The following is a 12,589-nucleotide window of genomic DNA, read 5'->3' as shown; positions in this document are numbered from 1 at the left end:
CGCAACATCATCCCCTATGCTGCCAGGCAGGGCCGCGCCATCGCCCTGGATCTGATCGGCATGGGGAAATCGGACAAGCCCGACATTCCGTATCGCTTTGTCGATCACGTTCCCTTTGTGGACGGCTTTATCCAGGCGCTGGGGCTGCAGAACGTGGCGCTTGTCATCCATGACTGGGGCTCGGCTTTGGGGTTCCACTATGCGCATCGGCATCCCGAAACCATACGCGGCATCGCATTCATGGAAGGCGTTGTCCGTCCAATGACCTGGGCCGGGTTCCCGCCCGACTTCCGTACCGGGTTTCGGATGATGCGGACACCGGGTCTGGGGTGGGTGATGATCTCGGGCCTGAACATGTTCGTCGAGAAAATCCTGCCAAGCGCCATTCTGCGCGACCTGACCCCGGCAGAGATGGCGCACTACCGCGCGCCCTACCCCACGGCGCGCAGCCGTAAGCCGGTTCGGGTCTGGCCCTGCGAGATTCCGATCGACGGTACGCCAGCGGATGTTCATGACATCGTCAGTGGCTACAGCCGCTGGCTGGGTGAAACCCAGACCCCGATGCTGATGTTTCACGCCTCACCCGGAGGCACCATCGGACCAAAAGAGGTCGCCTGGTGTCGTCGGACTATCCGGAACCTCGAGGTCGTAGATATCGGGAAAGGCATTCATTTCTTGCCGGAAGATAACCCCCACCTGATCGGACAAAAGCTGGAGGACTGGCTGGCACGCCTGCCCAATTGAGCTCTGTTCAGCCGTGTTTAACGGCTGAACCCTACACATAAATCAGATTTCCTGTTTGTATGCTTTGACGATCGCCCAACGCATTCAAACGCCAAGCACCGGAGGGAAAACCTGTTGAATCTGACGATCCCCATACCTTTGATTCTGGCGGCTGTCCTGCCCGCCTTTCTGGACCGGTGCTCTGGGTCCGACACCAGCGTCGCGTTGGGCGTATTGGCCCGCGACCGGGTGGCTTTGACCGCGACGGCCGGCGAAATCGTCGTCGATTTACCGATTGCCGAAGGCGCCGTGGTCAAGGCAGGCGACACGCTGGTTCAGCTTGATCCCACCCTGCAAAGCGCGAAGCTGGCTCTGGCGCAAGCTGAGCTGGAAAAGGCGCAGGCCACGCTTTTGAAACTGCAGGTCGGACCGCGCGAGGAAGAGATTGCGATTGCCGAAGCTAAGGTCGCAGGCGCCGTCGCGCGACTGGTTGACGCCGAAGCCGTTTATGACAGAAATGCCAGACTGGTTGAAAACTCGGTAGTGACCGAAGCGCAAGTTGCAAATGATCTGGCCTTGCGGGATTCGGCGCGGGCGGAGTTGGTCAGCGCTCAGGAGTCTCTGAAAGAGCTGCAAAACGGCACCCGTCCCGAAGACCTTGCGGTTGCCGAAGCCAACGTGCGAGCGGCAGAAGCCTCGGTAGCTGCCGAACAAACCTTGTTGGATGATCTGACAGTAGTTGCTACCCGCGACGGCGTACTGGATTCCCTGCCCTGGAATTTGGGCGAGCGGGTGACATCCGGCAGCCCGGTTGCCGTGATGGTCACGGGTCAGACGCCTTATGCCCGCGTCTATGTGCCCGAACCGCATCGCGTCAATCTGAAACCCGGCGATACGCTGGAAGTGCGCATTGACGGGCTTGCCGATCCGCTGGACGGCGTGATCCGCTGGATCAGCGACGATGCGTCGTTCACGCCTTATTATGGGTTGAACAAGGACGACCGTACGCGGCTCGTCTATCTGGCCGAGATTGACCTGCCCACCGCATCCCCGGACCTGCCCGCCGGAGTGCCCGTGCAGGTTCCCATGCCATGAGCGACGTTGTCGTCTCGACAAAAGGCCTGACCCGCCGGTTCGGGGAAAACACCGCAGTCAACAATCTGGATCTTGAGATCAGAACGGGCCAGATTTACGGGTTTCTCGGCCCCAATGGTTGCGGCAAGACCACGACCATGCGCATGCTGACCGGCTTGCTGACCCCCAATAGCGGGTCGATTTCAGTTTTGGGTCGATCCATGCCCGAAGCCGCAGAACCATTGAAGAATGAAATCGGGTACATGACCCAGATTTTCTCATATTATCGCGACCTGACGGTGCTGGAAAACCTCCGTTTCGCGGCGGAAATCTACGGCATTCCTGTGAAATCGGCCAACGATCGGATCGACGAGCTGCTGCACACATATGACCTGACGACAAATGTCCATCAGTTAAGCGGAAGCATGAGCGGCGGTCAGCGGCAAAAGTTGGCCCTCGCCGCCACCGTCATGCATCGCCCAAAGCTTCTGTTTCTGGATGAACCTACATCTGCCGTTGATCCGGAAACACGCCGGACGTTCTGGGAGCAATTGTTCGATCTGGTCGATCAGGGAGCGACAATGATCGTTTCCACTCATTTCATGGACGAGGCAGAGCGCTGCCACCGGCTGGCCATCCTGCAGCACGGGGTGAAAAAGGCGGACGGGTCTCCGCGCCAGTTGATGGACGATCTGCAGGCCGATGTTGTCGAAGTCGAGGGACCGGACCTGCGAAAGGTCAAACACGAGTTGGACGGCAAGCCCAAGATCCTGTCAACGGCACAAGTGGGCTCGCGGCTGCGCGTGCTGGTCGACAAATCCGAGCCTCGGCCCGTCGATATGCTACGCACCCAACTTGGCGCGTTCTCGAACCTGTCCTTGGCACCACAAAAGCCAAATCTGGAAGATGTGTTTGTCAGCGCTACACGAGGGCCTGAACAGTGATCTCCCGACGCCGCATCGCCGCTGTGCTGAAGAAAGAGCTGCTGCAACTGCGGCGGGACAGGATGACTTTCGCGATGGTCATCATGATCCCACTGATCCAGCTGCTGCTGTTTGGCTACGCGATCAACACTAACCTGCGTCATGTGCCCGTCGCGCTGGTGGATCAGTCCAGGACCGAGCTGTCCCGAACGCTGGCGCAGATCGTTCATGCTACGCAGGTTGTGACGGTCACCGAAGAACTGACCACCCCGCAGGAGGCGGAACGCGCAATTACGGAATCCCGCGTACGCGCCGCATTGATCATCCCTCAGGACGTGAGCCAACGCCTTGCCCGCAGCCCGTCAGTCGGGTTGGGCCTGCCCAACGCAACGGACCAGACCAGCAGCCGGCCCGTTGCCCATTGGATCGTCGATGGTTCGGACACGATGGTTGCCAGCGCAATCAAATCCCTGCGGACGATGCCCCTGACCGAGTTGTTGAAACAGCCTCCGAACCGGCAAGTGCCCACGTTTGAGGTCACGCTCTACTTCAACCCAGAACAGCGGTCGGCGGTGAATATCGTGCCAGGTCTTGTCGGGGTCATCCTGACCATGACGATGATCCTGTTCACCTCGGCCGCCATCGTCCGCGAACGCGAGCGCGGGAATATGGAGATGCTGATCAACACCCCAATCCGGTCGATCGAGCTGATGGTCGGCAAGATCATCCCCTACATCTTTCTGGGTCTGATACAGGTCGCAATCATTCTAGGACTCGGGCATATCCTGTTCGATGTCCCGATCAATGGTGGGCTGGGTGTATTGCTGGTGGTAACGCTGCTGTTCATTGTTGCCAGCCTGTCCCTGGGGCTGGTAATTTCCACTCTCGCCCAGAACCAACTTCAGTCGATGCAGATGACCATTTTTGTCCTGCTGCCATCTATCCTGATGTCCGGCTTCATGTTCCCCTTCGACGGCATGCCTAAACCGGTCCAGATGATTGCTCAAATTCTGCCTGCGACGCACTTTATGGACATGATCCGCGGTGTGGTCCTGCGAGATGCTTCGCTATACGAGTTGCGCTGGGGGATCCTCTGGATGATCGGATTTGCGGCATTCGGGTTGTTGGCGGCCACTCTGAGGTTCAAGAAACGGTTGGGTTGAAGACGGCCCTTTTCAGACCTTCATGCGTTTCGCGGCGAACGGCCGTATCGAGCCCAACTTCCAGACTTCTGCGCCGCAGCCAATGGCCGCAACGCGGCAAGTCGTTGACTCTGCTCTCTCGGGTGCTTTATGTTCGATTCCATGATGAATTCGTGCTTCCCATCTCAGGACTATTATCCCCAGCTTCGATAGCTGCGGTTCATTCATCATTGGTTTTCCGCTGCCCCTGACAGCGGTCAACGTACAAACGACCTTATGCCAGATGGCAAATTCAAAGGTCGAGAAATTGAACATCACTAGCAGAAATCAACACACCTCACTGGGCATCGTTGGGTTTGGTGCGTTCGGACAACTTGCAGCCCTTCATCTTGGCGCGCACTTCGAAGTAACAGTGTATGATCCATCGCCGGGCCTTGCCAAAGAAGCAGAGCAACTCGGGGTTACTCTCTCATCGTTGCACACAGTGTCGCAGGCTGATGTGATCCTCATTGCGGCACCAGTGTCCTCCTTTGAGCAGGTCGTCAGCGAGATTGCTGCTACTTGTAAAACTGGCGCGCTGATTGTTGACGTTGGTTCGGTCAAAATAATTCCGTCAGAAATCATGCGGCGGCTGCTACCGAACTGCGTAGACATCGTAGCCACTCACCCCTTGTTCGGTCCGCAGAGTGCAGGGAAAGGAATTGAGGGATTAAAGATTGCGGTTTGCCCCATTCGAGGAAAACGATATGCGCGAATGGCGGCGTTTTTACGCAAGTTTCTCGGACTGACTGTCATCATGACAACACCAGACAATCATGACAAAGAAGCGGCTGTTGTCCAAGGACTCACGCACCTCATCGCCAAAGTGCTACACAAGATGGGGCCTTTGCCAACGCACATGACAACGAAGAGCTTTGACTTACTGTCGGAGGCGATTTCCATGGTTCAGCACGATGCGCCAGAAGTGTTCGAAGCGATTGAGAAGACCAATCCCTACGCCGTGACCGTGCGACGGCAGTTTTTCGATTTAGCTGCCAGTTTGAGTGTCGAGCTGGACGCAGCCTCACCGGCAAAGCTGCACAACGAAAACCGACATTGATGGAGCAGCACCCAAGAACAGTTTTCATCTGCAGAGGCACCGTAGGCGCTCTTTGTTGCGAAGGTCTGGATCGAGCCCATTGTGACCAATGCCCCAAGATGCAGCGAATGTCGGCTTCAAGGAAATCGTTGACGATCAGTCATCTCGGCGTGTTCATTGTATCCAAGATTTGCAGAGGAATGAGATGCGAGAATCTGAAAAGCCCGACACATTCGCTGCATTGGAGAAACGTGAGTGGGCTAAAGCAAATGTAGCGAAATCCTATGCGCAAGTTTTTGCAAAAGCTGCAGATATGGTTGTGCCGACCTTGGTAAAGGCAGTTGAAGCCGGTTCAGGTTCAAAAGCGCTCGACCTGTGCTGTGGTCACGGGAATGTAGCTGCAGGTCTAATTAAATCTGGTGCGAGTGTGATCGGGCTGGACTTCTCGCCTTCTATGCTGGAGATGGCCAGGTCGACCGTTCCAGAAGTTCAATTCGTTGAAGGAGACGCAATGGCGTTGGACTTTGACAATGGAACATTCGACATCGTGACGATTGGGTTTGGAATACCGCATGTCCCGGATCCGCCGAAAGTATTTGCAGAAGCCCGTCGCGTGCTTCGTCCAGGAGGGCGGTTGGCGTTTTCGGTTTGGTGTGGCCCGGAAGTGGATACGGCGCTTGGATATGTTTTTGGTGCAATCGGCCAATACGGGGCCCCTGAAATAGTCTTGCCATCAGGACCCGGAGCCAATGACTATGCTGATCCAGAACATGCCTTTCCAGTACTTCAAAAGGCTGGGTTCGCCGAATTTCATCAAATTGTGGTCGCTTCGGAGTGGATGGTTAATGACCCCGGGGCACCATATGATTCTTTTCTGGAGGGCACGGCGCAGGGCGGCGCTTTATTGCGCCCTCAGCCGTTGGAAAATGCGGCAGCGATTAGAAAGGCGGTTGTATCCCGAGTTTTGGAAAACCATGGTTCAGGACCCGAATGGAAGGTGCCAATACCTGCCGTGGTAACCGCAGCGGAAGCGGTATAGGAACCGTTGATTGCTGTAGCGCGAAGTTCAAAGCAGACGTCATTTTTTTTCGCAATGAGGGGCAAGATAGTCCGCATAGCGTTCGCTCGCGATAATTACGCGAACATCAGCACCGAGCCCAGAGTGACAGATGCTGCGCATCGTACCAATGTCTGCTTGCTTGTCGGAGAAGGTGGAGGTCATATTGCTACGATCTCCACCAAAAAGTTCATGCGTTGAAGAACTCAGCCACGGCGTCAGTCGATGCTTTCACTGCTTCAGGCTTATAGTAGAAGTCCACGTGGTTGAATTCGTCAAAAGCCATCTCTTTGTGATCATTTGTCAATTTCTCGACGAATGCGGTCGAACAGATCGCTGTGAAGGCCGTGCTGCTGTAGATGGTCAGCGTGGGTTGCACAATTTTATCAGCATAATGCTCAGCGAGCGCAAACGAGGATTGCATCGCCTGATCGGCGATATGGATGTTCGAGAAGTTCGGAACTGCAATCGGCCCTTTGGCCCCGGTGCGGCCATAATAGTCGTAGCTTTGCTCAGCCATCGTTGGAATCGGAGACGCTTTGATGAAATCTTCGCGGGAAATATCGTCATCCAGGCCGAACGTATCAACATAGATCGGTTTGCCGGTTTCATACATCTTCTGCTTCGAAGCGTTTGCGCCCTCGATCATCTGGTGCGCTCCGTTTAGATCCATCCACAGGAACGCATCCGATGCCATCATGCCTGACACCAAAGCGATTTTCTTGATCCGGTGGTCGGTCACAGCGGCCGCTGCGATGATCGAACCACCTTGGCAAACGCCCAGGCCATGGATTTCTTCGACGAACAGCAAGGTGCCCAGATAGGAAACCGCGTCCCAAGTGTTTTCGATCAGCCGGAACATGTAACGCGACTTCGTGAACTCACCGGGAAGCGCCGGGGAGTCACCCATGCCCAGATAGTCGAAGCCCAGATAGATGAAACCGCGATCGGCCATTTCCGGGCCGTATGTCGCCGGAATTTGGTCTTTCACCTGCGGGAACGGGCTGGCGCCAACGATAGCCTTGTATTTCTTGGATGCATCAAAACCTTCTGGAAGATAAAGATCGCCAGCCAAATCTACGCCAAAGGATTTAAAAGTTACTTGGTTTTTGCCAGCAGTGAGGGCCATATCTGAAAGTCCTTCGATAGAGGGTTGTGTGGTTTGTTTTGCATTTGCTCCCCAGCCCGTGAGGGACAGCAAGGAAGCGACGGAGGCTGTTTGGGGGACATTGCGTCGTGACAGTTTGATCATGGCCATGCTCCGCTTTCTCATGTGGCTGGCATCATGCCTTGCCAAAGTACAGGATGGTGTTTACTTATTGCGCGAGGTGGCAATTGTAAATAGATCCCTTTACTTTTGAGGCTGAAGCCATGAAACGCACTGAAAAGAAACGAAAAGATATCATAGATGCGGCTATCGATGAGTTCCGTGAACAGGGGTTTCTCGGGGCAACGACAACCTCAATCGCCAAAAAAGCGCAGGTTTCGAGTCGCACGCTCTACAATCACTTCGAGAGCAAGGAGGCCCTGTTCGAAGCGATTTCCGACATCATGTTGGAGCAGAACCGGCGTATGCAGCCCGTGGCCTATGACCCAAGTCGCGATTTCGTTGAGCAGCTACGGGACGCTCTGTGGCGGTACATCGCGATGATTACCGAAGAGACGGCTATCGGATTAAATCGCATGGTCCTATCAGAGCTGATCCGCGACCTCGACCGGTCCCGGAAGTTTTTCACAGAGACAGAAACCCACGATTACCCGATTACGAGGTTGATCGGCGAAGCCATGGACGCAGGCGTGATCCGAAAAGCCGATCCCGCCTTCGCAACCAACCAACTCCTGGCGCTTGTGAAAAATTTCTTCTTCTGGCCGGAGTTTTTCCTCGGCGAGAACCCGACACCGAAAGACGTACTGGACGATTGCATCGCTATGTTTTTGGCGCACTACAAAGCAGATATTTGATCGGTCATTACGAACGATAGGAATGTCCCGAGGAGTGGTCACTCGTGACCTGAGCAGCGAAGGACCGCATTCCGTCCGCTCTCACGTGTATCGAACGGCCCATACCTTCAAGTTACTGCAGTCGCAGCCCACATAGCGGACATTTGCGCGTGACCGCAGCATTATGGGTATTTTAATGAACTGAATGCGGACGAACGCATCTCGTACCCGGCTACCTGCGCTGGCACACATAAACCAGCAGCTACACTTGTTTGTCTGGAATACACAGCCTGGCACGGGATGACATTTTTTGCGCTGCGCAAACGCGGCAGCATAGGCAAGTCCGACAAGAGCTACATCTAAGAAAACCGCCGCGGCGCACTTATCTTCAGGAGGGAATAGAAAAAGGCCGGGGGTTGGTGCCCGGCCTCGAGCCAATGACAGGGTCGGGTGACATCTCCAACTGTCCCCGCCATCGCGCTCCTTCAAAGTAAGGCCGAACAGGCCAAATTTCAACCATAGGTAACTACCGATGAAATCGCCGAACCCGACACCCATCGGTAAGGGGGATTGTTAGATGTTGTCGGGGGGGGCCGGGGTTTACGTTGCACCTCTCAGTTGTATTGTTGCGAAGTGCAAAAAGTTCTTGAGAGGTGTAGTTGTGTCCGATTTGGAGAAGATATCAGGCGTTGTTGAACAGCTGAGGTTTACTACTCACATAAGCGGTTCCGAAAACAGCACGAACACCAGCCATATAGCGATCTTCAATATCGGCAACCAACCCGTCTCGGTTAGTCTTTCAAGTGTGCCGATACTGTCTGATGGCGATGACGTCGATGTGGTCGGGTACATTTCGCGTGGCGTGTTTCACGCGCGCGCCTACTACAATCACTCCCAAGAAGTCTGGGATTCGAGTGCAACCACTTTGAACTATCTATTGGGTTTTGCTCTGTTGCCGCTTTTCGGACTTGGAATTCTCTTCCTTCGGCAAGGCTATATCAACAAACAGGCCGAGAGGATACTGCTCGACTTCGAATGGGGAGAAGATGAGAACGTCGAGATTGAACCTCAATCGGCAAGAGATACTGAAATACAGGATCCACCTTTGACACGGAACATCACATGACCGGCGCACGTATGGAATTCAGCTTCAACGACGAGGCGTTGCGCGCGGATCTGCGCGAGCGCCTTTCGAAGTTGGAAAACCCCGAACCCTTCCTCAAGTCCATCGGTGAAGAATTTGCCGGTGCCGGGGGTGTTATCAATCAGCGTTTCAAGAACGAGCGCGGTCCCGACGGTAAGCCTTGGGCATCCCTTTCGGAATCACAAAGACAGCATCGACAGAAGCGATACGGCAACGCGCCGATGGCCATCCTGCGAATGCGCGGGCACTTGTTCGGGTCGATCAACTATCAGGTCAGCGGCGGCGTTCTGACACTCGGAACTGGAAAAGAGGTCGAAGACTACGCAGCCATTCATCAATTCGGTGGAAAGGCGGGGCGTGGCCTGAAAGTGATGATACCGGCTCGTCCCTATCTCGGGTTTTCTGATGATGACTTGGAGGTCATCGAAGACGAAGGTCTTGAGTACTTGATTGATTAATCGCAAGCGTGTGTGATTTCAAACTGACGCTTCTCAAGTTTTGTGTCTGTTGCGTGCATTCAGTTTACAACTCCTTCGGGCTTCCACAATTTTAAAAAGAAATCATTGACACTTCTCTCCTTAAGCGCGAAGTATCCAGAGTAAAGTAACCAGCAAGATCACGTATCTGGTAGCAGGCTTATCTCTCAAAACCCTTGGTGACTGATTAGCCAACAAGAATAGTGGAGTAGGGTGTTGGTGATAAAGAATTGAAGTTCGCCTGGGAAAACTCGCAGGTGAACGTCTGGCTTGAGCAGGCGAGCTTATTTTCGAATAAAGTTCGCAAAATACAAGTGCAATAGGCCCCATGGCAAAATTAAGATTTGGAATTTTAGCGGCTTAATTATGGCTCAAAAGATTAAACAAGCAGCACATGCCGGCTTAATGCTATTTGCTCTAATATTTAAGAATAGCATCTACGCATCAGCAAATACAATATTTGATGGAAACTCGCTTCTGATTTCCGCTTTCTTTGGTGTGATCGCCTCTATAACGCTGCTTCTTATTTGCCCAGTTAGGAAAGTAATTTCCATGTTACCGGTCATTTTCCTCCTATGCTTATTGGGTTGGGCAATGTCGGATGGGAAAGAAAATAAGCAAGAATTTATTGTGCCATTCTTTATGACGCAAATATTGGGCTTTGCCTTTATCAATCGAGAAGAAAAGGGGAATTAAATGGTTTCAAGTTCGGATATTCACGGTTGGGCAGATCAATTGGATGCCTATGCGAACGATTGGCAAATTCAGGCTGAGCGCGCGGATAATCTTATGGCGGGCGCTGCCGGAGAAATAGCGGCTGTATTTAGCCATGTTACAACCTATGGAGAACTTGCCGGGCAAACTGTCAGTTCTGGCGTGGCAAAAGGTATAGCCGGCGTAGCAATGGGTGTTTACGCGGTCGAAGCGTATTTCAGCGCTTTATCAGGAGCCGCTAAACTTGCCGCGGACGCATTGCGTTTCTTCGCTGATCCAATTGAAAATGCCTACGATGCCTTAGATAATTTTTTCAAAAACACATTACCCAATTTTTTTGACGCCGCTGCGCAGCAGGTGGCAGATGCCTTCGATGCTATTGGTGGTGCTGCCAGCGAAGCTGCCGCCTGGGCTAAAAATGCGATCAGCTCAATTGCAGATAAAATTGCATCAACAGCCGCCGCGGTGGCCGATTCCATTCAAGATACGGCACAGAATATTGCAGATGCCGTGGGAAAAGCCGTTGACGAAATTGCCTCCAGTATCCTGGCTACAATCACCGGAATTGCCGATGATTTGGGGATCAGCGACTTCTTTCTGAATCCACCGCTTTCACCGCTGGTTGTTGATCTAGATGGCGACGGCATCGAGCTTACGTCTCTCGAAACCTCTGATGCATACTTCGACCTCAACGTGGATGGTTTTGCTGAAAAAACTGGTTGGGTTGCACCTGACGACGGCTTACTGGCGCTCGACGTAAATGGCAACGGGCAAATCGACGATAATTCGGAGCTTTTTGGTAATCAAACAGGGTTCAGTGATGGGTTTGCGCAGCTCTCCACGCTTGACAGCAACGATGACGGAAAAATCGACGCAAACGATGCCCAATATAGCGAATTGCTTATTTGGAGCGATCTCAATCAAGATGGTGTCTCAGATGCAGGCGAATTGCAGACATTGGCAGAAGCTGGGATCACATCAATCAATGTAGAAGCCACCACCGTTGAAGAAACGAATGAAGGACACCTCGTTTCTCATCGAAGTGAAGTCACCTTCTCTGATGGTCGCCAAGAATTGATCGAAGACATTCACTTCCAAAACGATCTCATTGACTCGAAACCCATTCTTGATGAGGGTTTCGTGTTTCATCCAGAGGCATTTGTCCTTCCTTTACTGTTTGGTTATGGCAACATACCGGCAACATTGGTGAGCTATTCGGAGAACGAAGACTTAAGGGTGATGGCGCATAGCCTTCTGGGAAAACTCGCTGCTGGTGATGTGATCGGCTTCGAGTCTGACTTTGAAGCATTTGTTTTGGAGTGGGCTGGTGTCAGTGATGTAGATCCCACAGGTCGTGGTCAATATATTGACGCGCGCCACCTTGCGCTTCTTGAAAAGGTCTACGGTAAAGAATATGTTGGCCAACTTGGTCATTCAAATCCTGGCGAAGCCGCTGGTCCTGCTTTGGAAGTTAGCTACGAAGAATTCCTTAAAATGTTGGCCGGGCGTTTCATAGCGCAATCGGCCACATCAACGGCAATAATAAATGGAGCCAGTGTAGAAGAGGTCGCATCTATTGTGACGTCGCATCCGCTTTATCCATTTGGGAGTTTAGTCAGTGAGTACTCCCCTGAAAACCGCGCTGTTGACGGTGAAATGTCGGAGATACTCGCCGGCCTTCAAGATAAGATCGAAAGTGGTTCTATAACTGCGGCCAATGCGGTTGCCGCTATTATGCTGCTGCAAATTGATTTTAGCTCAGACGCGGAAGATTTTCACCTGTTGCTACAAATTGGCATAGCTAAGGCTGGTTTGGAGGAAACGTCGGATTTCGTCACCGCATTGAAAAATACAGGAAACTTGCAAGTCCTTGACGGTACAACGAGCAACGATTCAATCACGGCAAACAGTGCAGGTCACATCAAAGCCGGTGCTGGAGATGACGTTGTGACTGGTAGCTCCGGTCGAGACCTAATCTCGGGCGGCGAAGGCGATGACACTCTGAAGGGTAGCAGTGGTGCGGACGTCTATATCTACAGTCTCGGCGATGGCAGTGACACGATCAAAGACTATAGCACCCGGAGCGAGGACGACCGGCTTGTCTTCACCGATGTGAATGCCGATGACGTAACCTTCTCGCAAAACTCCGGTGAAGATCTGATCATCACGTTGAGCAATGGCGATACGATCACCATCATCGACCACTTCGACAATGGTTGGGAAGATATGGAACTGATCGAGTTCGCGGACGGTACCGTGCTTAATTTGGCCGAGATCACCGCAAAAGCAATCAGTGATCAGAATGGCGACGGCGACG

At 53.2% G+C, this 12,589-nt stretch carries 12 protein-coding genes; 11 read left to right on the top strand and 1 reads right to left on the bottom strand.

What is annotated here, in order from left to right; all coding sequences use genetic code 11:
* The 6 genes from ACR0DO_RS19185 to ACR0DO_RS19160 form a co-directional block, all read left to right on the top strand.
* Positions 1–744: haloalkane dehalogenase (locus ACR0DO_RS19185; protein WP_480561050.1), on the top strand; the 744-nt coding region annotated here is incomplete at its 5' end.
* A gap of 114 nt (positions 745–858) precedes the next feature.
* Complete coding sequence (locus ACR0DO_RS19180) at positions 859–1,818, top strand: HlyD family secretion protein (protein ID WP_480561049.1); 960 nt, start codon at positions 859–861, stop codon at positions 1,816–1,818.
* Positions 1,815–2,741 carry an ABC transporter ATP-binding protein gene (locus ACR0DO_RS19175; protein ID WP_480561048.1) on the top strand — a complete coding sequence of 309 codons (927 nt, stop codon included), beginning with the start codon at positions 1,815–1,817 and terminating at the stop codon, positions 2,739–2,741. Before ACR0DO_RS19180 ends, ACR0DO_RS19175 begins: the two co-directional genes overlap by 4 nt.
* On the top strand, positions 2,738–3,883 hold the full coding sequence (locus ACR0DO_RS19170; protein WP_480561047.1) for an ABC transporter permease: 1,146 nt from the start codon (positions 2,738–2,740) through the stop codon (positions 3,881–3,883). Before ACR0DO_RS19175 ends, ACR0DO_RS19170 begins: the two co-directional genes overlap by 4 nt.
* A 262-nt stretch (positions 3,884–4,145) precedes the next feature.
* Positions 4,146–4,961: a prephenate dehydrogenase/arogenate dehydrogenase family protein gene (locus ACR0DO_RS19165; RefSeq protein WP_480561046.1), complete on the top strand. Its 816-nt coding sequence runs from the start codon at positions 4,146–4,148 to the stop codon at positions 4,959–4,961.
* Between the two features lie 88 nt (positions 4,962–5,049).
* Positions 5,050–5,979, top strand: coding sequence for a methyltransferase domain-containing protein (locus tag ACR0DO_RS19160; protein WP_480561045.1), 930 nt, complete (start codon positions 5,050–5,052; stop codon positions 5,977–5,979).
* Between the two features lie 208 nt (positions 5,980–6,187).
* On the opposite strand, the gene ACR0DO_RS19155 is transcribed toward ACR0DO_RS19160, so the two are convergent.
* Positions 6,188–7,249, bottom strand: coding sequence for an alpha/beta hydrolase (locus ACR0DO_RS19155; protein ID WP_480561044.1), 1,062 nt, complete (start codon positions 7,247–7,249; stop codon positions 6,188–6,190).
* Positions 7,250–7,368: 119 nt separating this feature from the next.
* On the opposite strand from ACR0DO_RS19155, the gene ACR0DO_RS19150 reads away from it, so the two are divergent.
* The 5 genes from ACR0DO_RS19150 to ACR0DO_RS19130 form a co-directional block, all read left to right on the top strand.
* Positions 7,369–7,959 carry a TetR/AcrR family transcriptional regulator gene (locus ACR0DO_RS19150; protein ID WP_480561043.1) on the top strand — a complete coding sequence of 197 codons (591 nt, stop codon included), beginning with the start codon at positions 7,369–7,371 and terminating at the stop codon, positions 7,957–7,959.
* Between the two features lie 640 nt (positions 7,960–8,599).
* Positions 8,600–9,064 (top strand): hypothetical protein, encoded by a 465-nt coding sequence (locus ACR0DO_RS19145; RefSeq protein ID WP_480561042.1) that lies wholly within the window; start codon positions 8,600–8,602, stop codon positions 9,062–9,064.
* Positions 9,061–9,540, top strand: coding sequence for a phage virion morphogenesis protein (locus ACR0DO_RS19140; RefSeq protein WP_480561041.1), 480 nt, complete (start codon positions 9,061–9,063; stop codon positions 9,538–9,540). Before ACR0DO_RS19145 ends, ACR0DO_RS19140 begins: the two co-directional genes overlap by 4 nt.
* Positions 9,541–9,924: 384 nt before the next feature.
* Complete coding sequence (locus ACR0DO_RS19135; protein ID WP_480561040.1) at positions 9,925–10,254, top strand: hypothetical protein; 330 nt, start codon at positions 9,925–9,927, stop codon at positions 10,252–10,254.
* On the top strand, positions 10,255–12,589 hold a 2,335-nt coding region (locus tag ACR0DO_RS19130), incomplete at its 3' end, for a calcium-binding protein (protein ID WP_480561039.1).

Source organism: Ruegeria sp. AM9 (assembly GCF_056540565.1).
The sequence above is the reverse complement of the archived record's forward strand: the minus strand, read 5'-3'. Positions and strand labels throughout refer to the sequence as shown.